This is a genomic window from Leisingera sp. ANG1 (genome assembly GCF_000203975.2).
GTDB lineage: Bacteria > Pseudomonadota > Alphaproteobacteria > Rhodobacterales > Rhodobacteraceae > Leisingera.
Genome location: NZ_AFCF02000001.1, coordinates 149,463 through 174,365, shown reverse-complemented (window position 1 = coordinate 174,365; position 24,903 = coordinate 149,463). Strand labels below are relative to the sequence as shown.

The 24,903-nt window shown below is 62.3% G+C and carries 27 protein-coding genes and 3 tRNA genes; 14 read left to right on the top strand and 16 right to left on the bottom strand.

Annotated elements, in window-relative coordinates:
• Window position 1 precedes the first annotated feature (1 nt).
• The 3 genes from purQ to purC all read right to left on the bottom strand — a co-directional run bounded on the left by purQ (window position 2) and on the right by purC (window position 1,763).
• Window positions 2-670 (bottom strand): phosphoribosylformylglycinamidine synthase subunit PurQ, encoded by a 669-nt coding sequence (gene purQ / locus GC1_RS00920; RefSeq protein ID WP_019297461.1) that lies wholly within the window; start codon window positions 668-670, stop codon window positions 2-4.
• A complete protein-coding gene (purS, locus tag GC1_RS00915) occupies window positions 670-900 on the bottom strand; it encodes a phosphoribosylformylglycinamidine synthase subunit PurS (protein WP_019297460.1) in 231 nt (76 codons plus the stop codon). The genes purQ and purS overlap by 1 nt, the downstream gene beginning before the upstream one ends.
• A gap of 101 nt (window positions 901-1,001) precedes the next feature.
• Complete coding sequence (purC, locus tag GC1_RS00910) at window positions 1,002-1,763, bottom strand: phosphoribosylaminoimidazolesuccinocarboxamide synthase (protein ID WP_019297459.1); 762 nt, start codon at window positions 1,761-1,763, stop codon at window positions 1,002-1,004.
• A gap of 274 nt (window positions 1,764-2,037) precedes the next feature.
• On the opposite strand from purC, the gene GC1_RS00905 reads away from it, so the two are divergent.
• Together GC1_RS00905 and bmt are read left to right on the top strand one after the other, a co-directional pair.
• Window positions 2,038-2,355, top strand: coding sequence for a DUF1476 domain-containing protein (locus tag GC1_RS00905; RefSeq protein WP_019297458.1), 318 nt, complete (start codon window positions 2,038-2,040; stop codon window positions 2,353-2,355).
• Between the two features lie 250 nt (window positions 2,356-2,605).
• A complete protein-coding gene (bmt, locus tag GC1_RS00900; protein WP_019297457.1) occupies window positions 2,606-3,628 on the top strand; it encodes a betaine--homocysteine S-methyltransferase in 1,023 nt (340 codons plus the stop codon).
• Window positions 3,629-3,705: 77 nt separating this feature from the next.
• Here the strand turns inward: bmt and GC1_RS00895 are convergent, their stop codons facing one another.
• A complete protein-coding gene (locus GC1_RS00895; RefSeq protein ID WP_019297456.1) occupies window positions 3,706-3,984 on the bottom strand; it encodes an acylphosphatase in 279 nt (92 codons plus the stop codon).
• Window positions 3,985-4,057: 73 nt separating this feature from the next.
• Entirely contained in the window at window positions 4,058-5,137 is a 1,080-nt protein-coding gene (locus GC1_RS00890) for a PA0069 family radical SAM protein (protein ID WP_029204940.1), read from the bottom strand.
• Window positions 5,138-5,359: 222 nt separating this feature from the next.
• On the opposite strand from GC1_RS00890, the gene GC1_RS00885 reads away from it, so the two are divergent.
• Together GC1_RS00885 and GC1_RS00880 are read left to right on the top strand one after the other, a co-directional pair.
• Window positions 5,360-6,058, top strand: a complete 699-nt coding sequence (locus GC1_RS00885; RefSeq protein ID WP_019297454.1) for a corrinoid protein — start codon at window positions 5,360-5,362, stop codon at window positions 6,056-6,058.
• 1 nt (window position 6,059) lies between these two features.
• Entirely contained in the window at window positions 6,060-6,770 is a 711-nt protein-coding gene (locus GC1_RS00880) for a DUF1638 domain-containing protein (RefSeq protein ID WP_019297453.1), read from the top strand.
• Window positions 6,771-6,830: 60 nt separating this feature from the next.
• Here GC1_RS00880 and GC1_RS00875 read toward each other — a convergent pair whose 3' ends face one another.
• Window positions 6,831-7,241: a SufE family protein gene (locus GC1_RS00875; protein ID WP_019297452.1), complete on the bottom strand. Its 411-nt coding sequence runs from the start codon at window positions 7,239-7,241 to the stop codon at window positions 6,831-6,833.
• Between the two features lie 134 nt (window positions 7,242-7,375).
• On the opposite strand from GC1_RS00875, the gene GC1_RS00870 reads away from it, so the two are divergent.
• Window positions 7,376-7,885, top strand: a complete 510-nt coding sequence (locus GC1_RS00870) for a hypothetical protein (protein WP_019297451.1) — start codon at window positions 7,376-7,378, stop codon at window positions 7,883-7,885.
• A gap of 71 nt (window positions 7,886-7,956) precedes the next feature.
• On the opposite strand, the gene rnd is transcribed toward GC1_RS00870, so the two are convergent.
• Complete coding sequence (rnd, locus tag GC1_RS00865; RefSeq protein WP_019297450.1) at window positions 7,957-9,114, bottom strand: ribonuclease D; 1,158 nt, start codon at window positions 9,112-9,114, stop codon at window positions 7,957-7,959.
• Window positions 9,115-9,345: 231 nt separating this feature from the next.
• Between rnd and GC1_RS00860 the strand changes: the two genes are divergently transcribed.
• Window positions 9,346-9,531: a hypothetical protein gene (locus GC1_RS00860; protein WP_019297449.1), complete on the top strand. Its 186-nt coding sequence runs from the start codon at window positions 9,346-9,348 to the stop codon at window positions 9,529-9,531.
• Here the strand turns inward: GC1_RS00860 and purN are convergent.
• From purN to GC1_RS00845, 3 genes are all read right to left on the bottom strand, one after another.
• Window positions 9,528-10,124 carry a phosphoribosylglycinamide formyltransferase gene (gene purN, locus GC1_RS00855; RefSeq protein ID WP_019297448.1) on the bottom strand — a complete coding sequence of 199 codons (597 nt, stop codon included), beginning with the start codon at window positions 10,122-10,124 and terminating at the stop codon, window positions 9,528-9,530. The two genes, GC1_RS00860 and purN, sit on opposite strands and share 4 nt — an antisense overlap.
• Window positions 10,121-11,167: a phosphoribosylformylglycinamidine cyclo-ligase gene (purM, locus tag GC1_RS00850; protein ID WP_029204939.1), complete on the bottom strand. Its 1,047-nt coding sequence runs from the start codon at window positions 11,165-11,167 to the stop codon at window positions 10,121-10,123. The genes purN and purM overlap by 4 nt, the downstream gene beginning before the upstream one ends.
• A gap of 124 nt (window positions 11,168-11,291) precedes the next feature.
• On the bottom strand, window positions 11,292-12,272 hold the full coding sequence (locus GC1_RS00845) for an MBL fold metallo-hydrolase (protein ID WP_019297446.1): 981 nt from the start codon (window positions 12,270-12,272) through the stop codon (window positions 11,292-11,294).
• 119 nt (window positions 12,273-12,391) lie between these two features.
• Between GC1_RS00845 and GC1_RS00840 the strand changes: the two genes are divergently transcribed.
• Both GC1_RS00840 and GC1_RS00835 read left to right on the top strand, forming a co-directional pair.
• Entirely contained in the window at window positions 12,392-13,327 is a 936-nt protein-coding gene (locus GC1_RS00840) for a LysR family transcriptional regulator (RefSeq protein ID WP_019297445.1), read from the top strand.
• A gap of 37 nt (window positions 13,328-13,364) precedes the next feature.
• A tRNA-Ile gene (locus GC1_RS00835) sits at window positions 13,365-13,440 on the top strand.
• Window positions 13,441-13,543: 103 nt separating this feature from the next.
• Here the strand turns inward: GC1_RS00835 and GC1_RS00830 are convergent.
• The gene (locus GC1_RS00830; RefSeq protein ID WP_019297444.1) at window positions 13,544-14,248 is read right to left on the bottom strand and encodes a hypothetical protein; all 705 of its coding nucleotides are present in this window, start codon (window positions 14,246-14,248) and stop codon (window positions 13,544-13,546) included.
• The gene (locus tag GC1_RS00825; RefSeq protein ID WP_019297443.1) at window positions 14,248-14,511 is read right to left on the bottom strand and encodes a spike base protein, RCAP_Rcc01079 family; all 264 of its coding nucleotides are present in this window, start codon (window positions 14,509-14,511) and stop codon (window positions 14,248-14,250) included. The genes GC1_RS00830 and GC1_RS00825 overlap by 1 nt, the downstream gene beginning before the upstream one ends.
• Window positions 14,512-14,871: 360 nt before the next feature.
• On the opposite strand from GC1_RS00825, the gene GC1_RS00820 reads away from it, so the two are divergent.
• Window positions 14,872-16,056 carry a hypothetical protein gene (locus GC1_RS00820; RefSeq protein ID WP_019297442.1) on the top strand — a complete coding sequence of 395 codons (1,185 nt, stop codon included), beginning with the start codon at window positions 14,872-14,874 and terminating at the stop codon, window positions 16,054-16,056.
• A 108-nt stretch (window positions 16,057-16,164) separates the two neighbouring features.
• Here the strand turns inward: GC1_RS00820 and GC1_RS00815 are convergent, their stop codons facing one another.
• Window positions 16,165-17,484, bottom strand: a complete 1,320-nt coding sequence (locus tag GC1_RS00815) for an ATP-binding protein (RefSeq protein WP_019297441.1) — start codon at window positions 17,482-17,484, stop codon at window positions 16,165-16,167.
• Window positions 17,485-17,557: 73 nt separating this feature from the next.
• Between GC1_RS00815 and GC1_RS00810 the strand changes: the two genes are divergently transcribed.
• The 4 genes from GC1_RS00810 to GC1_RS00795 all read left to right on the top strand — a co-directional run bounded on the left by GC1_RS00810 (window position 17,558) and on the right by GC1_RS00795 (window position 19,674).
• Window positions 17,558-18,475 carry an MBL fold metallo-hydrolase gene (locus GC1_RS00810; protein ID WP_019297440.1) on the top strand — a complete coding sequence of 306 codons (918 nt, stop codon included), beginning with the start codon at window positions 17,558-17,560 and terminating at the stop codon, window positions 18,473-18,475.
• A gap of 69 nt (window positions 18,476-18,544) precedes the next feature.
• Window positions 18,545-18,619 (top strand) — tRNA-Asn (locus GC1_RS00805).
• Between the two features lie 138 nt (window positions 18,620-18,757).
• Entirely contained in the window at window positions 18,758-19,462 is a 705-nt protein-coding gene (locus GC1_RS00800; protein WP_029205094.1) for a GntR family transcriptional regulator, read from the top strand.
• Window positions 19,463-19,599: 137 nt separating this feature from the next.
• Window positions 19,600-19,674, top strand: a tRNA-Asn gene (locus tag GC1_RS00795).
• Between the two features lie 150 nt (window positions 19,675-19,824).
• Here GC1_RS00795 and dmdD read toward each other — a convergent pair.
• Together dmdD and GC1_RS00785 are read right to left on the bottom strand one after the other, a co-directional pair.
• Window positions 19,825-20,631 (bottom strand): methylthioacryloyl-CoA hydratase, encoded by an 807-nt coding sequence (dmdD, locus tag GC1_RS00790; protein ID WP_019298514.1) that lies wholly within the window; start codon window positions 20,629-20,631, stop codon window positions 19,825-19,827.
• A gap of 56 nt (window positions 20,632-20,687) precedes the next feature.
• Window positions 20,688-22,439, bottom strand: coding sequence for an acyl-CoA dehydrogenase (locus tag GC1_RS00785; protein WP_019298515.1), 1,752 nt, complete (start codon window positions 22,437-22,439; stop codon window positions 20,688-20,690).
• A gap of 112 nt (window positions 22,440-22,551) precedes the next feature.
• On the opposite strand from GC1_RS00785, the gene GC1_RS00780 reads away from it, so the two are divergent.
• Entirely contained in the window at window positions 22,552-23,577 is a 1,026-nt protein-coding gene (locus tag GC1_RS00780; protein WP_019298516.1) for an AraC family transcriptional regulator, read from the top strand.
• A gap of 14 nt (window positions 23,578-23,591) precedes the next feature.
• Here GC1_RS00780 and GC1_RS00775 read toward each other — a convergent pair whose 3' ends face one another.
• A complete protein-coding gene (locus GC1_RS00775; protein WP_019298517.1) occupies window positions 23,592-24,821 on the bottom strand; it encodes a cytochrome P450 in 1,230 nt (409 codons plus the stop codon).
• Window positions 24,822-24,903 lie beyond the last annotated feature (82 nt).

Genomic DNA, 24,903 nt, shown 5'->3' with positions numbered 1-24,903 from the left:
GTCACGCAGCGGTGACCATTCCCGCCAATGCGCGGAAGACTGCCGCGCCGTCGGTGCCGCCATGGCCCTCGTCCGCCGCCCGTTCCGGGTGCGGCATCATGCCGAGAACACGGCGGTTTTCCGACAGAATGCCCGCGATATCCGCAACAGACCCGTTGGGGTTGTCCTCATAGGTAAAGGCCACCCGGTCCTGGTCCTGCAGTGCCTTCACCGTGTCGGCATCGGCAAAGAAGTTGCCGTCGTGGTGGGCAATCGGCACGCCGATCACATCACCGGCGTTGTAACCTTGGGTAAAGACGCTCTCGGACGTTGTCACCTTCAGGTTCACGGTGCGGCAGATGTACTTCAGCCCCGCATTGCGCAACAGTGCGCCCGGCAGAACGCCGGTTTCGGTCAGGATCTGAAAGCCGTTGCAAACGCCGATGGCATAGCCGCCGCGGTCCGCGTGCGCGATCACCGCCTTGCAGATCGGCGATTGCGCCGCGATGGCGCCGCAGCGCAGGTAATCGCCATAGGAAAACCCGCCCGGCACGCCGACGATGTCCACGCCCTCGGGCAGCGCGCTGTCCTTGTGCCAGACCATCGACACGTCGAAACCGGCCTGTTCAAACGCCACCGCCAGATCGCGGTCGCAGTTCGAACCCGGGAAGACTACTACCGCCGCCTTCATCAGGCCATCTCGATGCTGTAGGATTCGATCACGGTGTTGGCCAGCAGCTTCTCGCACATGGCGGTCACATCGGCCTCGGTGGCGCCTTCGGCCAGATCCAGGTCAATCACCTTGCCCTGACGCACGCCTTCGACCTTGTCAAAGCCCAGAGCGCCAAGCGCGTGGCGCACAGCCTCGCCCTGCGGATCCAGAACCCCGTTCTTCAGCATCACATGCACCCGTGCCTTCATCGCATCATCCCTCAGGTTTTCGATGGCGAAGCCCTGCCGGGCTTCATCTTTCCAAATATACTCAAAGACCCGCGGCGCGGCAGGCGCTGCGGGTCCCTATCTCAGTTCACCAGCGTCGGTTTGCCCGGCGCAGGCGGATTGTTCGGCATCACGCCCAGGCGGCGCGCCACTTCGCTGTAGGCGTCGGTCAGGCTGCCCAGGTCGCGGCGGAACACATCCTTGTCCAGCTTCTGGCCGGTCTTGATATCCCACAGGCGGCAGCTGTCCGGGCTGATCTCATCGGCGATCACCAGGCGCTGGAAGTCGCCCTCGTAAATCCGGCCGATCTCGATCTTGAAGTCGACCAAACGGATGCCCACAGCCAGGAATACACCGGACAGGAAGTCGTTCACGCGCAGCGCCAGGCTCAGGATGTCGTCCATGTCCTGCTGGCTGGCCCAGCCAAAGGCGGCGATGTGCTCTTCGGTGACCAGCGGATCGCCCAGGGCGTCGTCCTTGTAGCAGTATTCCACAACCGGACGCGGCAGCTGGGTGCCCTCGTCAATGCCCAGGCGCTTGGAGATCGAACCGGCCGCATAGTTGCGCACGATCACTTCCAGCGGAATGATTTCGCAGCTGCGCACCAGCTGCTCGCGCATGTTGAGGCGCTTCAGGAAGTGGGTCGGCACGCCGATCTGCGCCAGCCCCAGCATGAAGAACTCGCTTAGGATGTTGTTCAGGACACCCTTGCCCTCGATCACGTCGTGTTTTTCAGCGTTGAAGGCGGTGGCGTCATCCTTGAAGTACTGCACGATGGTGCCGGGCTCGGGGCCCTCATACAAAGTCTTGGCCTTGCCTTCGTAAATCTTCTTGCGACGCGCCATTGGGAACCTTTCGGGTCAATGCCGGGAATCCGGCCCTGCGATGTGCCGCTCTCATAGTGCAAGGGGGCCTCAGCCGCAAGCGTGCTGCACGGCTGAGGTGAACGCCGCCCCTGCCCGCAGAAAGACGTTCCCTTCCCCCGGGGACGCAGCGCAGCCCCCGGAACCTTGCCCACCGCAGCACAAGGGCCTTGCAAGGAACAGTTTTTTCTTGCCCTGCACCGGGATCATGCTCCTATCATACAGAGGGGTGCAACAGGTTAAACGAGGACGCGATATGACGACATTTGACGAGCGTGAGCAGGCCTTTGAAGCGAAGTTCGCGCATGATGAGGAGATGCAGTTCAATGCGCAGGCGCGCTGCAACAAGCTGCTGGGCCTGTGGGCCGCAGAGCTGTTGGGGCTGAGCGGCAAGGATGCAGAGTCCTTTGCCGGAACGGTTGTTGCAGCCGATCTGGAAGAAGCCGGCCACGAAGACGTGGTGCGCAAATTGGAAGGCGAGCTGGAAGGAAAGGCCTCTGCCGATGAAATCCGGGCGAAACGCGCGGAACTGCTGCCGCAGGCCAAGGACCAGATCCTGAGCGAGGCAGACTGAAGCCTGCCAACGGCTGTTTCCGCCATTTTCTTTACTGCCCCTGCGGAACTTTCCGCGCGGTGTGTTGCGAAATTCGTGGCGCCACGCCGCATTCGCCCCTGTGCCTGCGGCTTTGCGGCAGCCGGGCAGCACTCTCATAATGAAGATGAAGAAAATGAAATTGCCCTTGCCCGCCCGGCGTGAGAGAGGGGAAGCAGACCAATTTGCCGCCCGGTCCGCCGGGGCGGCCCGCTGACACGGGACTCAACCGATGACAAACACTTTCAAACAGCTTCTGGAAACAAAAGACGTGCTGCTGGCGGATGGCGCGACCGGCACCAACCTCTTTGCCATGGGCCTGCAGTCCGGCGACGCGCCAGAGCTGTGGAACGTCGATGAACCCAAGAAAATACTGGCGCTTTACCAGGGGTCGGTGGATGCCGGCAGCGACCTGTTCCTGACCAACAGCTTTGGCGGCACCGCCGCGCGCCTGAAACTGCATGACGCGCAGGGCCGGGTGCGCGAGCTGAACCGCATCGCTGCCGAACTGGGCCGTGAGGTTTCCGACAAGGCGGAACGCAAGATCGCCGTTGCCGGCTCCGTCGGCCCAACCGGCGAAATCTTCGAACCGGTCGGCGAGATGTCCCACGCCCTGGCGGTTGAGATGTTCCACGAGCAGGCCGATGCCCTCAAGGAAGGCGGCGCCGATGTGCTGTGGCTGGAAACCATTTCCGCCCCGGAAGAATTCCGCGCCGCAGCGGAGGCTTTCAAGCTGGCGGACATGCCCTGGTGCGGCACCATGAGCTTTGACACCGCGGGCCGCACCATGATGGGGGTGACCTCCTCTGACCTGGCGCAGCTGGTGGAAGAGTTCGAAAATGCGCCTCTGGCCTTTGGCGCCAACTGCGGCACCGGCGCCTCCGACATCCTGCGCACCGTGCTCGGCTTCGCCGCACAAGGCACTGAACGCCCGATTATTTCCAAGGGCAACGCCGGCATTCCGAAATATGTCGACGGCCACATCCATTACGATGGCACCCCGGAACTGATGGGTGAATATGCGGTGATGGCGCGCGACTCCGGTGCCAAGATCATCGGCGGCTGCTGCGGCACCATGCCGGCGCATCTGCGCTCCATGCGCGACGCACTGGACAGCCGCCCCCGCGGCGACGCTCCGGCCCTGGAGAAAATCGTCGAGGTGCTTGGCCCCTTCACCTCTGAAAGCGATGGCACCGGCGAGGATGCGAACGCTGGCGGCGAGCGCCGCGGACGCCGCGGACGCCGCCGCGCCTGACCCTGCAGCAGTCATCGGAATGACGTATGGCGCCGCGTTTTTAAAACGCGGCGCCAAATTTTTCCCGCGGGCCTGGCCTATCCGGTGATACTAAAACCGCTGATCCCCGGGTCCGGATCGGTCCGTTCCGTCAGAACATCCTTGACCGAAGCAGCACCGGGGCCGCGGCCCATGTGGCGCACCATATCCGCGACGCTGTCCGACGGCCCCATCAGCAAGGCCCTGACCGATCCATCAGGTTCATTGCGGACCCAGCCCGTCAGCCCGTGGCGCAGCGCCTCCGCCCGCGCCCAGGTGCGGAAGGCCACGCCTTGCACGCGTCCCGTGACACGCGCTTTCATAGCAACAGTGGTCATTGGGAACCTTCCTTTCCGTCATGAAGGGCCCAAGCATACCACAAAAACGCAGCGCCTGCTGATCAAGAGCCGGTCAGAACAGCGCCAGCTGGTCGCCTGGCTGCGGCGGCCGGGCAAACAGATCGCTGCGCAGCGGTCCAGTCCGCTCCTGCAGGCCCAGCCGCTTGCAGGCGGCCTTGAACCGCTGCGCGATCATCTCGGCATAACGCCCCTCGCCCCGCATCCGGTGGCCCCAGCGCGGGTCATAATCCCGGCCGCCGTGCATCTCGCGCAACCGGGCCATCACCTTGGCGGCCCGGGCCGGCGCATGTTCTGCCAGCCATTCCTGCCACAGTTCCGATACCTCCCGCGGCAGCCGCAGCATGATCCAGCTGGCAGCATCCGCGCCCGCCTCTGCCCCGGCGGCCAGCAGCGCCTCCAGTTCATGATCCGTCAGCCCCGGCACCACAGGCGAAGTCATCACCCGCACCGGCACCCCGGCCTCCGTCAGCCGCCGGATCGCCGCCAGCCGGCGGGCGGGCAGCGGTGCCCGCGGCTCCATCCGGCGGGACAGATCCGGGTCCAGCGTGGTGACGGAAATCCCCACTCTTACCAGCCCCTTGGCCGCCATCGGCGCCAGGATGTCCAGGTCCCGCTCCACCATGGCGCCCTTGGTCACAATGGCCACCGGGTGGTTGAAGTCGCGCAGCACCTCCAGGCACGCGCGCGAAATGCGCAGATCCCGCTCGCACGGCTGATAGGGATCCGTATTGGTGCCAAGCGCAATCGCGGCCACCCTGTAGCGCGGCGCCGACAGTTCCTTGCGCAGAACCGCTGCAGCATTTGGGCGTGCGATCAGCCGGGTCTCAAAATCCATCCCAGGCGACAGCCCCAGATAAGCATGTGTCGGCCGCGCAAAACAGTAGATGCAGCCATGCTCGCAGCCGCGGTAGGGATTGATGGACCGGTCAAACGGCAGATCGGGTGAACGGTTGTAGGTGATCAGCGAGCGCGCCGTCTCGAGACGCACTTCAGTGGGAATCACCGCGTCCGGCACGTCCTGAAACCAACCGTCATCCACATCCTCCCGCGCCATATCGAACCGGCCTGCCGCATTGCTGAGGCTGGCGCGTGTTTTGCGGCGCAAGGTGTGTGGCGTAATTTCCGACGGCATGGACGCAAAATAACCGCCTCAAGAGAACAAATAAAGAACAAATGGGCAAAATCGAAGATTTCCATGTGGAATCTTCATTATTCTTGCGCCGGAATTGTCTCTATACGTCGGTTAGAAACGCGGCAATGTCGCAAATAATGCAGTTCGCAAACAGCATTCTGTCACAAAAGCCTCAGAAATAGGCCAACACCGGGGATTCCCCCGTCAGCAAGGATTAGGCGCATGTCGGACGAAGAAGACATCATCCTCTCGGAACTCGATGACGAGGAACTTGTTCAGCAGATGTTTGACGACCTCTATGATGGTCTCAAAGAGGAAATCGAAGAAGGCGTGAACATCCTTCTCGAGCGCAAATGGACGCCCTACGACATCCTGACCAAGGCACTGGTTGGCGGCATGACCATCGTCGGCGCAGACTTCCGCGACGGCATCCTGTTCGTTCCCGAAGTGCTGCTGGCGGCAAACGCGATGAAGGGCGGCATGGCCATCCTGAAGCCGCTGCTGGCCGAAACCGGCGCCCCGCGCGTTGGCTCCATGGTCATCGGCACCGTCAAGGGCGACATCCACGACATCGGCAAGAACCTGGTGTCCATGATGATGGAAGGCGCCGGCTTCGAAGTTGTCGACATCGGCATCAACAACCCGGTCGAGAACTACCTGGAATCGCTGGAAGAGCATAAGCCGGACATCCTCGGCATGTCGGCTCTGCTGACCACCACCATGCCCTACATGAAGGTGGTAATTGACACCATGGTCGAGCAAGGGCTGCGCGACGACTACATCGTGCTGGTTGGCGGCGCGCCGCTGAACGAAGAGTTCGGCAAGGCAATCGGCGCCGACGGCTACTGCCGTGACGCAGCCGTGGCCGTGGAAATGGCCAAGGACTTCGTTGCGCGCAAGCACAACTCGATGAGCGCCTGATTTGGCACGCAAAGGACGTGCAGCCCGCTTGACAGAGCGGGCTGCCTTCCGCCCCCCCACCGGGCGGACGCTTGAGGAAAGCTCCCTCACCGAACAGGGCCTGGCCGCGCCCGAAAAGAAATCCGGCCGCATCCTGCTGATCGCCTGCGGCGCGCTGGCGCGCGAGATCCTTGCCATCAAGGACGCAAACGGCATGGATCACATCGACCTCACCTGCCTGCCTGCCAAACTGCACCTCTACCCGGAACAGATCGTTGACGCCGTTGACGGCGCCGTGGCCAAGCATTCAGCGGTCTATGACAAGATCTTCGTGGTTTATGCCGACTGCGGCACCGGCGGCGCGCTGGAGCGAAAATGCGCGGAGCTGGGCGTTGAGATGGTCGCAGGCCCGCATTGCTATTCCTTCTTTGAGGGTAATGAGACTTTTGCCCGCCACTCGGAAGAAGGAGAAATCACAGCCTTTTACCTCACCGATTTTCTGGTCAAGCAGTTCGACGCCTTTGTCTGGCGCCCGATGGGCCTGGACAAGAACCCGGAGCTGCGGGACATGGTGTTCGGCAATTACACCAAACTGGTCTATCAGTCGCAGATCAGCGATCCAAAACTGGTGGAAAAGGCCCGCGAATGCGCAGACCGGATGGGCCTGGCGTTTGAACACCGCCACACCGGTTATGGCGATCTGGAAACCGCCATGACAAACTGGGCCCGGTAGCCCTCTTCATCTTTCCAGCAATACTCCGGGGAGCGCGAGGGGCCGGCCCCTCGCCCCGCTTCAGGCCTGCGCCATCGCTGTTTCGCGGACCCGCTCGATCATCGCCCGCAGACCGTTGGACCGTTGCGAGGACAGGTGTTCATTCAGCCCCAGCCGCCCCAGCTCTGCCTTGGCATCCACTGCCGCGACTTCGGCCACCGGCAGCCCGTTGTAGAGGCAGCGCAGCACCGCAATCAGGCCGCGTACAATCATCGCGTCACTGTCGCCGTCGAACCGGAACTCACCGCCCTCGATGGTGGCATGCAGCCACACCTGGCTGGCACAGCCGTCGACCTTGGTCGCAGGCACCTTCAGCGCATCGTCCAGCGGTTCCATCGCCTTGCCGAGGTCGATCACATGGCGGTAGCGGTCCTCCCAGTCCTCCATGAACTCGAAGTCTTCCACGATCTCTTCAAAGGCGGCAGTGGCCATCGTCCGTCTATCCTCAAAACCCGCATCCGGTGCAGATCAGCACCTAAGCCCCTGCCCGCCCCTTTTCAACCGCTTTTCAAGCTGCAGCCAATCGGGTAATCCGTTGCAAAGACATTTTGAATGGGCGGGGACAGATGCATAAACCATTGGCTCTTACTTTGGCCTGCGCGCTGGTGCTTTCGGCGTGCGGCTGGCGGGATTCACGGCTGAACCCCTCCAACTGGTTTGGCAGCTCGGAACCGGCAGAGGTGGAAGTGGCGGAGAACGTCAATCCGCTGCTGCCGCAGGACAGCAATGCGCGCGGCATTTTTGCCAAGAAACCGCCCGAGGACAAAAGCGTCCTGATCAGCCGGATCGACAGCCTGGAGATTGAGCGGACCAGCACGGGCGCTATCATCCACGCTACCGGCGTCGCTGCGCGCCAGGGCGCATTTGACGTTGAACTGCGGCGGGTTGACGGCACCGAGGAAGGTGTCCTGACCTACGACTTCCGGATCGTGTATCCGGAACAGCCGACAATCACCGGCAGCGAGTTCAGCCGCACTCTGCACGCCGCCCGGACCCTGTCGAACCAGGACCTGCAGGAGATCCGCCTGGTGCGGGTGAACGGCGAGACAAACGCGCGGGAAAGCCGCCGCCGCTAGCCCTACCCCAAAGAAGAAAACGCCCGCAGATGCGGGCGTTTTCTTTTGGGTTTTTACACTTGGCCGGGCAGTCAGAGTTCAACCACCTTCACGTCCTGCCCCTTGGCAGCCAGGCCGATCTTGCCTTCGCACAGCCGCAGCGCATCGGCGCCGAAGACCTCGCGCCGCCAGCCGCTGAGCGCCGGCACATCGCGCAGACCCGCGGCAATCGCATCCAGATCCGCGCTCGGCGCGATCAGCTTGGCAGCAACGCCTTCGGCTTCTGTCTTGGCCTTAAGCAGCACCCGCAGCAGATCCGCCAGCGCCGGGTTCACCTGCAGCTTCTCCTTGCTGCGGTCCATCTTCGGGTGCTTCTCTGCCGGGCAGGCAACGCCCTTGGCCACGGCCTCCAGAATACCCTCGGCAATCGCGCCCTTGCGCGCCTCGCGCAGCAGCAGCCGGGAGCCGCCAAGATCCCCCGGATTGCGCGGCTTGGTTGAGGCCAGCTCGACCAGCGCATCATCCTTGAACACCCGGTTGCGCGGCACGTTGTTGGACTGCGCATAGGTCTCGCGGAAGGCTGCCAGCTCACGCACAACGGCCAGGAATTTACCGGAATTGGTGCGGGTTTTCACCCGTTTCCAGGCGTCCTGGGGCTGAATGTCATAGGTCGCAGGATCGGTCAGCACCTGCAGCTCCTCGGTCACCCAATGGGCGCGGCCGCTTTTGTCCAATTCCGCAGCAAGGAATTCATAAATCTTGCGCAGATGGGTCACATCCGCCAGCGCATAGGTTTTCTGCGCCTCGCTTAAGGGACGGCGCGACCAGTCGGTAAAGCGCGAGGTCTTGTCCAGCCCCTGCTTGACGATCTTGCGCACCAGCGTCTCATAGCCGGCCTGCTCGCCAAAGCCGCAGACCATCGCCGCAACCTGGGTGTCGAACAGCGGCTTCGGAAAGACCTGCGCGTCGACCCAGAAGATCTCCAGATCCTGGCGCGCGGCGTGGAACACTTTGACCACATTCTCGTTGCGGAACAGCTCATACAGCGGCTCCAGCGAGATGCCGTCGGCCAGCGGATCAACCAGAACCGCGTCGTTCTCCCCATCCCCGGCAAAGGCCAGCTGGATCAGACAGAGCTTGGAATAATAGGTCCGTTCGCGCAGAAACTCGGTATCCACCGTGACATAGGCGTGCTGCGCTGCAGCTTCGCAGAAGGCCTGCAGTTCTTCGGTAGAGGTCAGAGTTTTCATCAATTACGGCTTTTTCATTATCAGTAAGACCGGGCCGTGATACGCGCTTGTCCCGGCCAATGCAAACAGGTGCGAGGCCGGGCAAAGATTTCTGCCAGCGGTGCTGTGGCCGCCAGCACACGGGCGCCACATAAGTTCACATCTTGTGATGCTACCCTTTTCAAACATTCATTTTCATTATGAATGCCGTGCTCCTAGATTGGGGATACACCCGTCACAGGAGGACTAACGATGACCATACTTGATCTTTCCCCCGCCAAAACCGGTGGTTTCACGCTGTCCCGAGGATTGATTCCGGTGCTTGCGGCAGCATTGCTGCTGGTGCTGATCGGCCTGCCCGCACTGATGGCGCCGGAACAGCAAGTCGAACAGCTGGACTGGCGCGGAAACAGCGCGGCCGTGCAGGAAACCCGTTAAGGCAGCAGAACCGGCGTCTTGTCGCCCGCGGCAAAGCGGCGCAGCACCGCCGGATAGAGCTTGTGCTCCTGCTCCAGCACCCGCGCGGCCAGCGCGTCCGGCGTGTCACCTGCCAGCACCGGCACCCGCGCCTGACCCAGAATGGGGCCCTCATCCAGCAGCGGTGTTACCTCATGAACGGTGCAGCCATGCTCTGCGTCGCCCGCTTCCAGCGCGCGCGCATGAGTGTGCAGCCCTTTGTATTTCGGCAGCAAGGAGGGGTGGATGTTCAGCATCCGCCCCTCGAATTGCGAGACGAACCCGGCGGTCAGCACCCGCATGAAACCGGCCAGGCAGACGATGTCCGCACCGGCCTCAAAAATCGGCTTAACCAGCTCAGTCTCAAAGGCTTCCCGGTCGCCCTTGAACGGGCGATGGTCCACCACTGCGGTTGCGACACCAGCAGCAGCGGCCTTGACCAGCCCGCCGGCATCGGCGTTGTTGGACAGAACCAGGCAGGGCTGCGCCGGATGATCGCCGGTCATGCTCTCGAGCAGCGACACCATGTTGGAGCCGCCGCCGGAAATCAGAATGGCAACCCGTTTGTGGCTCACAGCAGCTTGCCCGAATAGCGCATGCCGGCGCCTGCGGTGACGGTGCCCAGGCGGGCGACGGTCTCGCCTTCCGCTTCCAGAACTTTAACCAGCTCGTCAGCGCGGTCCGCGGAAACGGACAGGATCATGCCGATGCCGCAGTTGAAGGTTTTCAGCATCTCCGCTTCGGCAATGCCGCCGGTTTCCTCCATCCATTTGAACACGGGCGGCAGGTCCCAGGCGTTCAGGTCGATATCGGCGCCCAGATCCTCGGGCAGCACCCGCGGCAGGTTCTCAGTCAACCCGCCGCCGGTGATATGGGCCAGCGCATGCACGCCCCCTGCCCGCACTGCGGCCAGGCACTGCTTCACATACAGACGTGTCGGGGTCAGCAGCGCCGCGCCCAAGGAGCCCTCGCCGAACGGGCAGTCCGCGTCCCAGCCCAGGCCGGAAACGTCAACCAGCTTGCGCACCAGCGAATAGCCGTTGGAGTGCACGCCGTCAGACGCCAGCCCCAGCAGCACGTCGCCCTCAGCCACGCCCTCAGGCAGCGCGGTGCCGCGCTCCATGGCGCCCACGGCAAAGCCCGCGAGGTCAAAATCTCCTTCCGGGTACATGCCCGGCATTTCCGCGGTCTCGCCGCCGATCAGCGCGCAGCCGGAGCGCACGCACCCCTCGGCGATGCCTTCGATGATGCGGGCAGCGACGTCGGTTTCCAGCTTGCCGGTTGCAAAATAGTCGAGGAAGAACAGCGGCTCAGCGCCCTGGCAGACCAGGTCATTGACGCACATCGCCACCAGGTCGATGCCAACACCGTCCACCACACCGGTGTCGATGGCGATCCGCAGTTTGGTGCCGACACCATCGGTGGCGCCAACCAGGATCGGATCGTTGTAGCCTGCAGCCTTCAGATCAAACAGCGCGCCGAACCCGCCCAGCCCGCTGGCCACGCCGGGGCGGTTTGTGCGCTTGGCGGCCGGCTTGATCCGGTCAACCAGGGCGTTGCCCGCATCAATGTCCACACCTGCATCTGCATAGGTCAGGCCGTTCTTGCCGCTGGTCATCATTTGGCTCCTTCAAATCGGTTGCGCAGCCTTTAGCGCAAGGCGCATCAGAAGGGAACTAGGGAATCTGCTGCGCCAGCCCCGACAGCGCAGCAGAGCGGTTTTCACCACAGGAATGCCGGTCTCAAATCCCGAATTGCCAAGGCGCCGCCTGATAAGCAAAGGCATCTCCCTGCCGCAGCACCCGGCCCAACGCGGGGAAGTCCAGATGCGCGCCGGTAACCAGCAGATTGTCTGCCGCCGCCCGGTCCATCATCTTGCGCCGGGTCTGGGCGGTCTGCGCCGGATCGGTGTCAAAGGCGATGGTCCAGTCCGGCAGCGCAAACTGCAGCGCGGCGCTGTGAATCAGATCGCCCCAGAACAGCAGCCCCTCGCCGCCCGCATCCAGCATGAACCCGGTGTGGCCCGGCGTATGGCCCGGCAGCTCCACCGCGGTGAAACCGGGCGCAGCCTCGCCCTCCCCCTGCAGCAGTTGCAGGCGGTTGGAATATGGCGCGACTGAGCGGCGGGCCATGTCAAAGAAGCCGCGGTTCCCCTCGGGCACTCCGGCCATGATGGCATCGTCATGCCAGAAGTCCCATTCCCGCTGCGCCACGACCAGTTCCGCATTGGCAAAGGCTGCGGCACCGTCCGGCGTGATCAGCCCGCCAGAATGATCCGGGTGGATATGCGTCAAAAGTACAGTATCAATAATTTCCGGCGCAACGCCTGCCGCTGCTAGTCCGGCGCCCAGCGCCCCCAGGCCCGGCCCCATCAATTGCGCCGTGCCGGTGTCGATCAGCAGCTTCTTCCCGCCGCGCTCCACCAGGTAGCCATTGACCGGGATCTGAAGGGCATCGTTCTGCAGCCGGTGCAGCCCCTGTGCCAGCACCGCTTCTGCCTTAGCAGCATCGTAGTCATTGAACAACTGGGTTCCCAGCGGCAGATGGCCATCCAGCAGCACCGTAATCCTGGCATCCCCAAGGCTGAACGGGTGGATGACAGGGCCAGCCGCCGCTGAACCCTCAGCCGCCCAAGCCCAATTGCTGCCAGCGAGCCCGCTTGCCAGTGCCGCCGCCGGAGCCGCTGCCAGCCCGCTCAGAAATGCCCTGCGATTGATTGTCATAAGAAACTCCAATATCTGTTTCAGGAAATATTCCCGTGCACCGGACTTAAGGCCGCATTTTCGCAGCTTACAGCCCGGCAGAACCGATAACGGCTATTAGCAACTCGTATAGGCATGCCATGGACAAGCTGGCCCTGCTGGAGACATTCATTATCGCCCTCGATGAAGGCAGCCTGAACCGCACTGCCCAGCGCCGCGGTATTACCCAGTCTGCAGTCAGCCAGCAGATCAAGCAACTGGAGGCGCTGATGGGCCAGCAGTTGCTGCACCGCACCGCCAAGGGCATTCACGCCACCCGCGCGGGCGACCTGGTTTTCAGCCATGCGCAGACCCTGCTGTCCGGCTACAACCGCATGACAGCCGAAGTGGACGCGCTGGAAGGCAGCGTCTCCGGCACCTTCCGGATCAGCGTGAACTCCTTTCTCGGGCGCAGTGTGATCGGGCCGATGCTGCTGGACCTGAACCGAGAGCACCCGGATCTGAACATCGTGATGCGGCTGGAGGACCGGCTGGTCGATGTCGTGCGCGAGGGGTTCGACCTGGCGATCCGCACCGGGCGGCTGGGCGACACCGACGGCTTCGGGCGCAAGATCTCCACCCTGGAAACGGTTCTGTTTGCCACCCCGGACTATCTGGACCGCGAAGGCAGGCCACAAACGCCGGAGGAGCTGAAACGGCTCAAGTTCATTCAGCACCACGAGGATCAGACCCGCGGGTTCTTTCCATTGCGCCGCGGCGGTCAGGAGTATCCTGCGCCGGTGCAGGTCGGCTTCACCGCCGACGATCCGGACCTTATCATGCATGCCGTCAGCAGCGGATCGGGGTATACCCGTGCACCCCGCTTCATGGTCGAAGAACAACTGGCCAGCGGTGAATATGAGCAGGTTCTGCCCGGATATGAGGCGCCATTAAAAGACGTGTTTGCTGTCTATCCCTCGCGCCGCACGCCGGACCGGCGCCGGGATTTGACTATAGAGCAAACAGTTGCCCGGCTGGAATCCCTGCTCGGGGCCCAGAGCACGGAAACGCCCTTGGCCTCTGCAATCACCGCTTGACCTTCTCCGCTTCATTTCCTAACCACATTTTCATGGCGGGCCTGTAGCTCAACGGTTAGAGCAGAGCGCTCATAACGCTTTGGTTGCAGGTTCGAATCCTGCCGGGCCTACCACGTCATCCGCCTGCAGCCTCTCTGTACCCGGTACAGTTTTCACCCCTAATCCGCGGCAGGCGGCAGCCTCGCTGGCCGGCATCGGCAGCACATCCCGAAACGCCTACCCAATGCCCCAACCCTCTTTCAAATAGCGGACATTGCGGCCGGCTGCTTCTGCATCCAGTGTTTCCGAATAAGCCAGCACCTCGCACACGGGCCCGCGCCACGCCCGGTTGATCCCATTGTTGCGCCCACCAATGGCAGCCAGCGCAAAAGGGGTTGCGGATTTGATATGCACGACCGACAGCGGCAACGGCAGCAATGTGGTGGTTGCTGCACCGCCGTTCAGATGGATTGTCATCCCCGGCGGCAGAGAGGGTGTGAAAACGCCAGGGTTGCCCTCATGGCCCATAACGCGGTTGGCGCTGCTGGCATCAAGACCTGCGAGATCGGTGATCAGCGTGTTATATGTGTCAAACGCCCCCCGCGTGCCATCGGCATAGGCCATGACTGCAAACACTTCCTTGACGAGCGCATCCGCTGCAAGCGCCAATCCGCTGGCATTTGCCGCATCCGGCCAGACCAGCGCCGGGCGCCCGCCGGCCAAAGGTTCTGAAGCCGCGTACACCGGTCCCCCGCCGGACAGCTTGCCGAGGCTGGCGCCGCCGGGAACAAGGTTGCCGACGGCAGTGACCTCCTCCCCTGCCCCGCGTGTGATGGTTCCTGCCGCCTTGGCACTGTACCACCCGATCAGGCCCGCACTGGCAGGGCGGGTTGTGCCCCCCTGCAGTGCCGTGCCGGTAACGGATAACCCCAGCCCAAGCATCAGTACCACCCCGCGACAGATGCCGTTGTGCCGGTTGCTTCGATGCCAACCGCCGAGAACCCGATGGTTTCTCCGGCCGTGACCGCATATGTCATCACTGTTCCAGCCTCATCGCGCATGGCAAGATCGCCGGAGGCCAGCACCCGCAGGACCCTGGGTCTGACAGGCAGGTCAACTCCGTCCTGCGGAGTAATGGACAGATGGTGGGTGGCCGGGCTTTCCAGCCCGCGGCGGAAACTGGTGAATGGATCAATCTGAGGCATGTGGTAACTCCCAGGCAGGTTGCGCTCATGGACTGCTTCCCCTGAACCAGAGAGATACACAGAAAAAACGAAGATACGGAAAACCGGGCGTGCGCTGATTGGTGGCCCGGCGCAACACCCTGCGTCCAGTTTGGGGAGCGCAGCCTGATGCATCGGGCCAGGCGGCGCCAAGCCATAGAAACTTGCAGGATCACGCCATTCTCAGGCCGCCTTCACCCGGCTGTAAGCTTTTTGCTTTCATAATCCCCGCCGTCCGGTAGGGTGGCTTCAGAGCAGGGCAAATTACTTGTTCCGTAGCGATTTCGATACTGTTTTCAGGCGCCGCCCCCGCCGCAAGATTATTTAAGAGGCATCAGGAATATGGCGACAGAAAAGCTCACCATCATCAAAGCTGACGTGAAAAATGAGGTCACCAAGAAGGTGAAGCCCAAATTTGTTCAGCTCGGCAACATGAACTTCACCGCCACCGTCGAGGTCGACAAGAGCGTTGCCAAGGAACTCGACACCGACGCCCGCTTTGTCGCCAAGCTGTATGATGATGCCACCAAAGAATACAAAAAGCTGCTGAACGAATGCTGCCTTCGGGTGGATGCAGCGAACAACCTGGGCTCGGTGATGCCGCTGAGCGACAAGGAATGCAAAGAGCTGGACGCCGATATCAAGAAGATCTTTGCCAAATATGAAAAGTCGATTGAGCAGGTCGCGACCAAGCATTTCGACAAGTGGAAACAGGCCAACAAGGACCGGAAGAAATACCGCATCAAAGTGGTCAGTGCGATTGTGCTCGGCAGCGCCTGTGCGATCGGCTCAACCGCCTCGCTGGCGGCTGGTGCGGTGACCGGCGGTGTGTCCATTGCCGCCAGTATCTACGGCATTGCGCAAAGCATCGTTTCAGTGGCGCGCGCGGTGCAGAAAGTGACCTCCGACATCGTCAAGATCCACGGTGAGCTGGAGAAGGCGCTGAAACAGCTGGTTTCGGCCTATGAAAAACAGTCCAAGGCCAAGGTGAAGGCCAAGGAGATCGGCAAGGAGTTTCTGGCTGATTTTCTGATGATCGAAACCGCAGGTTTCAACCGGGTCGACAAGCATCTGGAAACCTACAAGGCCAAGCTCAAGAACATCGACCTGGAAATCGCCGCACTGGGCAAGGAACTGAACAAGCTTCTCGACAAGCAGAGCAAGCTCGACAAGGAGATCGAGAAGAAGCTGGGCAAGATGGCCAAGGACCGGGGCTACAAGAGCAAGAAGCTGGACGGGCTGTTTGCTGCAATGGAAGCCACCCGCAAGGAAACCGCCAAGCTGATCAAGAGCATCGAAGCCTATCACGTCAGCATCAAGCCGGCCGAGAAGTTCCGCGACAACTCGCAAAAGGCCGTCGATGCCCTGCGCCACAAGGACCCGGTCTGGGCCAAATGGGTGATCTGGGTCGGCAGCCTGGGCCTCAGCACCGCGGTGACCAGCATTGCCTCCGGCGGCGAGAACCTGGTCAAGGCTGCTTCGGCGATTGAGACCGGCTTTAATACCCTATCCAAGGAGTTGGCCTGACGGCCAGCTGCGCGGCTGATGCCAGGAGCACCGGCCTGAAAAAGCCAAGAGATAACGATGCTGGCGGTCCCGTTTGCGGCCGCCAGATCTGTTTCTGCACGGGCCGTTTCAGCGGGCGATGACGATATCCGCCTTGAGCCCGCCCAGATCGGCACTTTCGCCCAGCCGCAGGGTGCCGCCGTGGGCGCGTGCGGTATCCGCCACGATCGCCAGCCCCAGCCCGACTCCAGAGCCCCGGTTCTGATTGCGCGCCGGATCCAGCCGGGTGAAAGGCCGCACCGCGTCGCCGCGCTGTTCTGCCGGGATGCCTGGCCCGTCGTCCTCAACCCTGATCCGCATGGATTTGTCGGTCACCGCAACGGAAACCCTTGCGCAGGAGCCATAGCGAACCGCATTGGAAATCAGGTTGGATACCGCCCGCTGCATCGGCTGGCGGCGCAGCATCACCTCCCCCTCGCCGGTCATCTCGCCCAATGTCACCTGCTGCTCCTGGCGCTGCCAATCGCTGATGATCCCGCGCACCAGCTCTTGCGGGTCCACCGGCTCTGGCTCGCTGACCGCCGCGCCGCGGGAGAAATCCAGGAACGCGTCCAGCAGCGCCTGCATTTCGTCGACGTCGCGCAGCATCGGGGCTGCATCCTCCTCGTCCAGCATCGCCAGTTCCAGCTTCATCCGGGTCAGCGGCGTGCGCAGATCATGGCTCACCCCGGACAGCATCAGGGTGCGCTGCTCAATCTGGCGTTCAATGCGGGCACGCATGTCCAGAAAGGCGCTGCCCGCGGCCCGCACCTCTGTCGCGCCGGAGGGTGAGTACGGCATTGCCCGGCCGCGCCCGAATGCCTCTGCCGCGTTGGCCAGCCGTTTGATCGGACGCAGCTGGTTGCGCATGTAGAGGAAGGAGATCATCATCATGAAAAAGCCGAACAGCAGCATTGTGACAATCAACTGGTGCGGCGCTGCGGCAGTCAGCCTGCGGCGGTCAAAGCTCAACTCCATCAGCCCGTGTGAAGTGCCGAAATAGATCTGCACCATCCGGTCCGGCAGGAACCGCGCCGCCAGAAACCCGGGAAAGGTCTTTTGCATCTCCTCGCGCACCACCCGGCCGGAAAACTCGATCAGGCTGAATTCATCCTCCGGCAGCGGCGCACCGGGCGGCAGAAACCGTGCCTGCATCTGCAAGGGCTGCAGCGCAGGTGCGATCTGGGCCAATGCCGTTTCCTGATCCGGTGCTGCGTCCGCGATCTGGCGCAGCAGCTCCATCTCGCGCTGGATGGTTGCGGTCATCTGCACCGTCACGTCCTCCAGGTCGCGCTTGATGAACACAACAGAGATCACGATCTGCAGCGCCACGATCGGCACCACCAGGATCAGGGCCGCCCGGGCATAAAGGCTGCGCGGCATATATCGTTTGAGCCATTGGAAGAACATGGGCTAAGCCTATAGGGCGCCGGGGAAAGAGGGAAGATTGCCCGGGCCGGGAAATCATCAATGAGGCAGCACCATGCAGGCACCGGACGACTTCAACCCGCAACCCGGACTGGCCGAGGAGCTGGAGCCGGGTCTGCGCCGCATCCTGGCGCCGAATCCGTCGCCGATGACCTACCGCGGCACCAACACCTATCTCTTGGGCACCGGCGGTCTGGCGGTGATCGACCCGGGGCCGGAGTCTGACGCGCACCTTGCCGCTATCCTTGCGGCAGTGCAGCCCGGCCAGCAGATCACCCATATCATTGTCACCCACAGCCATTTGGACCATTCGCCGCTGGCCCGCGGCCTGAGTCAGGCCACCGGCGCGCCGGTCTATGCCTTTGGCGGGCCGCAGGCAGGCCGCAGCGCCGTCATGTCTCGTTTGGCAAAGGAAGGGCTGGCAGGCGGCGGCGAGGGCATCGACAGGCAATTCGCCCCCGATATCACGGTGGGTGATGCAGAGGTCATCAGCGGCGACGGCTGGGATTTGGAAGTGATCCACACCCCCGGCCACCTGGGCAACCACATAGCCCTGGCCTGGAACGACGCCTGCTTTACCGCTGATCATGTCATGGGCTGGGCCAGTTCGCTGGTGTCGCCGCCGGATGGCGACCTGACCGATTTCATGGCGTCCAGCCGCCGCCTGCGGCAGCGCAGCTGGCGGGTCTTTCATGCGGGCCACGGAGCGCCCATTCATAATCCGCAAGAACGGCTCGACTGGCTGATTGCCCACAGGGAATCGCGCGAAACCGCCATTCTGGCTGCTTTGGCCCAAGCGCCGGCCACCGCCCGCAGCCTGGCGGAGCAAATATACACCGGCACCCCGCCTGCCTTGCTGAAGGCCGCGGAGCGCAACGTCTTTGCCCATCTGGTGGACCTCACAGGCCGTGGCATGGCAGAGCCTCAAGGCGCCCTGTCAGCATCGTCAGTCTTTGAGATTTCGAAGGGCTGAATTTTTTCAAAAAAGTGCCCGCTGCCCTCTGGACGCCCATTTACGGGAACGCTATACGGCACGGACCGTTCCGGCGTAGCTCAGCGGTAGAGCAGTTGACTGTTAATCAATTGGTCGTAGGTTCGATCCCTACCGCCGGAGCCATAATAAGCCCTCAAGCCTCAACCGCTTGAGGGCTTTTTTGCATTTACAGACTCCAGCTGCTGCCCTTCGGCGGTTGCACGCTTTCCAAGCTCATTATGTCTATATATATAAGCAATAAGAAAATTTATTGGAGGCAGCATGGCCGCACCCCGTGCAAACATGAGCTACCGCGATATCAAGCAGGTCGTGCTGGACCGGATTCACAACAAGATCTGGGCGCCGGACAGCCTGCTGCCCAGCGAAACCGACCTCGCCGAAGAATTTTCAAGCACCCGCACAACCGTCAACAGGGCGCTGCGGGAGCTGGCGGAAGAGGGCTACCTGGAGCGCAAGCGCAAAGCCGGCACCAGAGTCCTGAATTCACCGGTCAGAAAAGCACAGTTTGCGATTCCGCTGGTCCGCGATGAGATCTCGGAAACAGGGGCAGAATACCGGTATGCTCTTGTCGAGCGCGCGGTCATGCCTGCGCCGGGCTGGCTGTCGGCCAGGATGAACATCCCGCAAGGCCGCGAAGTGCTGCACCTCAGATGCATGCATTATGCCGACAACACGCCGTTTCAGTATGAAGTCCGCTGGATCGTGCCCGACAGCATTCCAGAGGTTCTGGAGGCGGATTTCTCCCGCTCCGGCCCCAATGACTGGCTTGTGCAAAAGGTGCCATTCACCAATCTGGAGCTGAGTTTTCTGGCCACCAAGGCCGACCAGTCCGTTGCCGAATTTCTCGACACCCAGGCCGGCGATCCGATCTTTACTGCCGAACGCATTACATGGCTGCGCGGCGAGCCGGTGACGCTGGCCAAGCTGTTCTTTGCACCGGGGTACAGGATGACAACCCACCTTTGAAATGGAAACAAATGGGGGACCGGCATCGCCCTCGCGGCGTCCGCCGGAGCGACGCCAGGCGCAGCGAAAAAAATTGCTGCCGGATGAGAATTTCCTCTGGACGCCGCAGGCCGGAAATCCTATACGACGCCACATGTTCCGGCGTAGCTCAGCGGTAGAGCAGTTGACTGTTAATCAATTGGTCGTAGGTTCGATCCCTACCGCCGGAGCCAAAGAATTCAAGGGCTTAGCGATCACTCGCTAGGCCCTTTTCTTTTGCGCTTCAAACAGGCCGGGCAGCCGCCGCACTGGCTGGAGCCCCGGGAACAATGCTTTTTGGCGCCGCCAGGCTGCCCCTGCCACTGGCGGCGCGCATCGAAGAATTAGCTGTTGGGACGCACCCGGGCAGCGGTCTTGTTGGCAAAGGCCTCCAGCCGTTCCCGGGCTGCGGGCTGGGTGTTCACCACGCCCGCCACCACTGCTTCGGCATAAGCCGCATCCATGCCGGACATATTGTTCAGATGGCTGATTGCCGAACAGATCGCATAGTTGGTCAGCGGCAGATTTTCGGCAATCTTGTCCGCAAGCTCCAGCGCTTTGTCGAAGCTGGAACCTTCGGTGATGTATTGCGCCAGGCCTAGATCGACGGCCTCCTGCCCCTGATAGACGCGGCCGGTCAGAATCATGTCGATCATCCGGTATTTCCCGATCATATCAGAGACCCGGATGGTGGCGCCGCCGCCAGTGAAGATACCGCGCTGGCCCTCGGGAAGCGCGAAATAGGTGCTCTGGTCAATTACCCGGATATGGGCGGCGCTGGCAAGTTCCAGCCCGCCGCCGACAACCGCGCCCTGCAGCGCGGCGATAACCGGAACGCCGCCGTATTCCATCTTGTTGAAGGCTTCATGCCAGCGCAGGCACACATGCATGAAATCGTCAGGGCTGCGGTCAGCCTTCCAATGCTCGACCAGATCGAGCCCTGCGCAGAAGTGGTCGCCCTTGCCTGCCAGCACCACAGCCTTCACGCCGTTGCGGTGGGCATTGCTGAAGAAGGTCACCAGTTCTTCGATTGTTGCGGTATCCAGCGCGTTGCGCTTGGTGGGGCGGTTCAGCCGGACGATGCTGACGCCATTGTCTTGCTGTTCGATTTCAAGGTTTTCATAAGATTGCGTATTTGCCGCTTGGGTCATGGAGTTGGCCCTTTCTTAGTTTTCCAGCACAGAGCCGTGCCGCTAGTGTTAAGTATTCAAAAGTTGACTGCGGCATCGCCCAGGCTGGTACTGCCTTCGGTGATACGCAAGTGTTCGGCGCCGCATTCCACCAGGATGTGCTGCGCATAGAAGACTGCCGTGGCGATTTTCTGTGCCATGAAGGCCGTGTTCTCGTTCTGCTCCAGCTTGGTGCTGGCCGCCAGGACGGACCGGCCCAGCTGCCAGGCGGCGGCGAGGTTGCCGGTCAGCATCAGGAACGGCACGCTGCCGCCATAGGCCGCGTTGGGGTCCTTGCCGGCAGTCTCCAGCAGCCAGGCCAAACTGACCTCAAACATCTGGCGCGCCTCACTCAGCCGTTTTGCCACGGCCTGCGCCTGGGCATTGCCACCCTGCAGCGATTGTTCGGTTTCCTGCACCAGCCCTGCAAAGCGGCGGGCAGTTGCGCCGCCGTCGCGCAGCACCTTGCGGCCCAGAAGGTCGTTGGCCTGGATAGCCGTTGTGCCCTCATAGATCGGCAGGATCCGCGCATCGCGGTAGAACTGGGCAACACCGGTCTCCTCGATGAAGCCCATGCCGCCGTGCACCTGCACCCCAAGGGAAGTGACTTCCAGAGACCGCTCGGTGCAGAAGGCCTTGACCAGCGGCACCAGGAATTCGGCCATTTCCTCAGCGTCGGAACTGCCCTGCTTGGCCATATCCAGCCAGCCCGCAGTGGCAATCGCCAGCGCCCGGCCGCCTTCGGTCAGCGCCCGCATCCGCAGCAGCATCCGCTGCACGTCCGGGTGGCGGATGATCGGCGCGGCATCTTTGGTGCTGCCATCCACCGGGCGGCTTTGCACGCGGTCCTGTGCGTACTGCAGCGCATGCTGACAGGCGCGTTCCGACACAGCAACACCCTGCACACCCACGGCAAAGCGGGCGGCGCGCATCATCACGAACATATACTCCAGCCCGCGGTTCTCCTCGCCGACCAGGAAACCGGTCGCGCCATCGTATTCCAGCACGGCGGTCGGGCTGGCACGAACGCCCAGCTTGTGTTCCAGGCTAACACAGGTGACTGCGTTGCGGCCGCCCAGCGTGCCGTCTTCCTCCACCAGGAACTTGGGCACAATGAACAGGCTGAGCCCCTTGGGGCCAGCCGGCGCATTCGGGGTTCGGGCCAGCACCAGGTGAATGATGTTCTCCGTCAGCCCGTGCTCACCATAGGTGATGAAGATCTTGGTGCCGGACACCGCAAAAGTGCCGTCCGCCGTCGGTTCCGCCTTGCAGCGCACCCGCCCCAGATCGCTGCCTGCTTGCGGCTCGGTCAGGTTCATGGTGCCGGACCATTGTCCGGAGATCATCCGCTCCAGGTATTTCTGTTTCTGCGCATCCGATCCGGTCAGCAGCAGCGCCTCCACCGCGCCATCGGTCAGCAGCGGGCACAGGCCAAAGCTGAGGTCCGAAGCATTCAAAATCTCGGTCGCAGCCGCTGCAGCCGCCCGCGGCAGGCCCATGCCGCCGAACTTCTCCGGATGCGGCAGGCTTTGCCAGCCCATCTCTGCAAATTGCTCATAGGCCTGGGAGTAGGGCTCAGGCAGCACAGCCTCTGCCCCCTTCAGCCGCGCTCCGGCCTCATCCCCGACCCGCGACAGCGGTGCTATGACGTCTGAGCAGAAGCGCCCAAGCCCGTCCAGCGCTGCCTCCATGTCCGCGAGGTCGATGCCGCCGGTTGAGGCCCCTTCCGGCTCGGGTGGCAGGTGTTCAATGTTGAACATGATGTCGCGAATGGGCGCCTGGTAGGTCATTTCCGTGGCTCCGGATTATTGTTCCTTCATGCCAGATACGCGTTGCAATGGTGCTATTCCACGTTCATTACAGACAAAATCCTTTCAAAAAGTGACAAGAAACGCATTCACGATGCAGATCCCGCCGCCAGATTCCTCCAGCCTTGCAACAGTGTCACCGCAGTTTGCCGGAGACTGGCTGCACGCGCTGCGCAAATGCAGCGAGGAAGGACAACTGGCGACTTTCCTGCAACGGGCCGGGCTGCATCTGGCGGAGGGGCAACTGACCCATCGGGTCACGCTGGATCAGATCGTACGGCTTTATCAGATTGCCGCAGTTGAAACCGGGGACGAGATGACGGGCCTCTGGAGCCGGCCGGTAAGGCCCAGGGCCTTGCAGCATCTGCTGACAACCGTGCGCGAAGCCAGCACGCTGCCCGCCGCCTTGCACCGGTTTTCCACGTTCTGGAACCTGCTGCTGGACGACTACCGGGTCGACCTGACAGAAGATACCACCAGCACCGGCCTGCAACTGGTGCCCCAAGGCAGCCAGCCTGCGCAGCGGTTCGGGCACATGCTGATCCTGAAACTGGCGCACGGGCTGCTGTCGTGGCTTGCTGGATATGAAGTGCCGGTCCGCGCTGTGCAGTTCGCCTTTGAACGCCCCGCGTTTGCCCAGGACTATGCGGTCATCTTCCCTGCCCCTGTCAGCTTTGGTGCGCGGTGGTCCGCGATCGACTTCGACACCGGCTCCGCTGGATTGCCCGGCCACCGCAGCAATGCAGAACTGAACGACTTTCTGGCCCGGGCGCCTCGCGACTGGATTTTCACCGGGTTCCGCGAACACACCCAGTCGCTGAAAGTACGGGAATTCCTGTACCGGAGCAGCTGGGAGAATTGTCATCTTGCGGACGCAGCAAGAGCGCTAAGCGTCACCCCGCGCACGCTGATGCGGCGGCTGGAGACAGAGGACACCTCCTTTCAGGCCATCAAGGACGGGCTGCGGCGCGATCTGGCAATACGCGACCTGCAATCCGGCCTGAAAAGCATCGAGGAAATCTCGCAGGACACCGGGTTTTCCTCCGCCGCCAACTTTCACCGCGCCTTCCGCCGCTGGACCGGCGCACCGCCAAGCGCCTACAGGTCAGCGGCAATCTGAGTGCAGCCGTCCCCTCACCCCAGCGCCGCGGGCAAGCGCGCATAGCCGCGAAACCGGATCCGTCCGCCCGGCACTCTCCCGGGCAATATGCGGTAGTCCGGAAACCGGCGCAGCAGGCGCTCGATGGCAATCTTGCCCTCCAGCCGGGCCAGCGTCAGCCCGACACAGACATGCGGACCGCCAGCAAAGGCCAGATGCCGGTTCGGTGTACGGGCAATGTCAAATTCCGCAGGGTTTTCAAACGCGCCCGGATCGCGGTTCGCCGCCCCGATCACCAGATGCAGGTTGGTCCCAGCAGGCACCCGGATACTGCCGATCTCCGCCTCTGCGGTAGTTTCCCTATTGCCCAGCTGGTTCGGAGAGCGGAACCGCAGTACCTCCTCCACCGCGGGCTTTATCAGCTCCGGTTCTTCCAGCAAGCGCCGCCGTTGCTCTGGATGGTCGTTCAGCAGCGCCAGCCCGTTGCCGATCAGGTTCGTGGTGGTCTCATGACCTGCATTCAGGATGAAAATGCAATTCTGGATCAGCTCGACCTCACTAAGGGTCCCGTCTGCCCCCTCGCCCCGGATCAGCCGGGTCAGCACGTCGGTCTCAATGTCGCCCGGTCTGGCCCGCCGCCGTGCGATCAGGTCTTGCAGGTAGTCCTTGAATTCCTCCACTGCGCGGTGCCCCGCCGCCAGTTGGGCCTCGCTCAGCGCAGGCTCCAGCGCGCCGAGGATCGCCAGCGACCAATCCCGCAAGGGCGCCCGTTCCTCCAGTGGAACATCCAGCAGATTGCCGATGATCTGGATCGGAATGGAGGCAGCGAAATCCCCTATCAGATCCACCTCGCCGCTTCCCGCCATAGAGTTCAGCAAATGGTCGACGGTCTCAATCAGCCCCGGCTCCATCCTGGAAATCGCCCGCGGTGTCAGGGCAGAGGTCATGATCTTGCGCACCCGCGTGTGCAAGGGCGGGTCGGAGAACACAAGCGAGGTGGTGTGATGCTCAAACAGCGGCGAACCCGCGCCGTATTTGGGTGCAAAGACGCGTTTTTTGTCCGAGGAAAACAAAGTGGTATCACGGTAAATCCTGTCCAGATCCGCATGGCGGCAGACCAGCAAGGACCCGTCCGGCTGCGGCAGCACCGGGGCATCGTGCAACAAGGCATCGTAGTAGGGGAAGGGATCCGCAATAAACCCCTCTGGCGGGTTCGCCAGGTCAAATCCCTCAACGCTCACAGGCCTGTACGCTGCATTGCTCATCCTTCGCCCTCCTGCCGGTTGCTCCGGTAGCGTTTCCGCAGCAAATGAGACTGTCAATCACCCATTCCGGCGCGGAACCCAG

Coding starts and splice junctions, on each gene's coding strand:
- purC (WP_019297459.1), bottom strand. CDS start 1,763: ATGGCGCGTCGCAAGAAGATTTACGAAGGCAAGGCCAAGACTTTGTAT.
- GC1_RS00890 (WP_029204940.1), bottom strand. CDS start 5,137: ATGCCGTCGGAAATTACGCCACACACCTTGCGCCGCAAAACACGCGCC.
- GC1_RS00895 (WP_019297456.1), bottom strand. CDS start 3,984: ATGACCACTGTTGCTATGAAAGCGCGTGTCACGGGACGCGTGCAAGGC.
- GC1_RS00800 (WP_029205094.1), top strand. CDS start 18,758: ATGGCCGCACCCCGTGCAAACATGAGCTACCGCGATATCAAGCAGGTC.
- GC1_RS00775 (WP_019298517.1), bottom strand. CDS start 24,821: ATGAGCAATGCAGCGTACAGGCCTGTGAGCGTTGAGGGATTTGACCTG.
- GC1_RS00840 (WP_019297445.1), top strand. CDS start 12,392: ATGGACAAGCTGGCCCTGCTGGAGACATTCATTATCGCCCTCGATGAA.
- purQ (WP_019297461.1), bottom strand. CDS start 670: ATGAAGGCGGCGGTAGTAGTCTTCCCGGGTTCGAACTGCGACCGCGAT.
- GC1_RS00860 (WP_019297449.1), top strand. CDS start 9,346: ATGACCATACTTGATCTTTCCCCCGCCAAAACCGGTGGTTTCACGCTG.
- GC1_RS00875 (WP_019297452.1), bottom strand. CDS start 7,241: ATGGCCACTGCCGCCTTTGAAGAGATCGTGGAAGACTTCGAGTTCATG.
- GC1_RS00815 (WP_019297441.1), bottom strand. CDS start 17,484: ATGTTCTTCCAATGGCTCAAACGATATATGCCGCGCAGCCTTTATGCC.
- GC1_RS00905 (WP_019297458.1), top strand. CDS start 2,038: ATGACGACATTTGACGAGCGTGAGCAGGCCTTTGAAGCGAAGTTCGCG.
- dmdD (WP_019298514.1), bottom strand. CDS start 20,631: ATGACCCAAGCGGCAAATACGCAATCTTATGAAAACCTTGAAATCGAA.
- rnd (WP_019297450.1), bottom strand. CDS start 9,114: ATGAAAACTCTGACCTCTACCGAAGAACTGCAGGCCTTCTGCGAAGCT.
- bmt (WP_019297457.1), top strand. CDS start 2,606: ATGACAAACACTTTCAAACAGCTTCTGGAAACAAAAGACGTGCTGCTG.
- GC1_RS00780 (WP_019298516.1), top strand. CDS start 22,552: ATGCAGATCCCGCCGCCAGATTCCTCCAGCCTTGCAACAGTGTCACCG.
- GC1_RS00870 (WP_019297451.1), top strand. CDS start 7,376: ATGCATAAACCATTGGCTCTTACTTTGGCCTGCGCGCTGGTGCTTTCG.
- GC1_RS00885 (WP_019297454.1), top strand. CDS start 5,360: ATGTCGGACGAAGAAGACATCATCCTCTCGGAACTCGATGACGAGGAA.
- GC1_RS00820 (WP_019297442.1), top strand. CDS start 14,872: ATGGCGACAGAAAAGCTCACCATCATCAAAGCTGACGTGAAAAATGAG.
- GC1_RS00845 (WP_019297446.1), bottom strand. CDS start 12,272: ATGACAATCAATCGCAGGGCATTTCTGAGCGGGCTGGCAGCGGCTCCG.
- GC1_RS00810 (WP_019297440.1), top strand. CDS start 17,558: ATGCAGGCACCGGACGACTTCAACCCGCAACCCGGACTGGCCGAGGAG.
- GC1_RS00830 (WP_019297444.1), bottom strand. CDS start 14,248: ATGCTTGGGCTGGGGTTATCCGTTACCGGCACGGCACTGCAGGGGGGC.
- GC1_RS00825 (WP_019297443.1), bottom strand. CDS start 14,511: ATGCCTCAGATTGATCCATTCACCAGTTTCCGCCGCGGGCTGGAAAGC.
- purS (WP_019297460.1), bottom strand. CDS start 900: ATGAAGGCACGGGTGCATGTGATGCTGAAGAACGGGGTTCTGGATCCG.
- purM (WP_029204939.1), bottom strand. CDS start 11,167: ATGACCAGCGGCAAGAACGGCCTGACCTATGCAGATGCAGGTGTGGAC.
- GC1_RS00785 (WP_019298515.1), bottom strand. CDS start 22,439: ATGACCTACCAGGCGCCCATTCGCGACATCATGTTCAACATTGAACAC.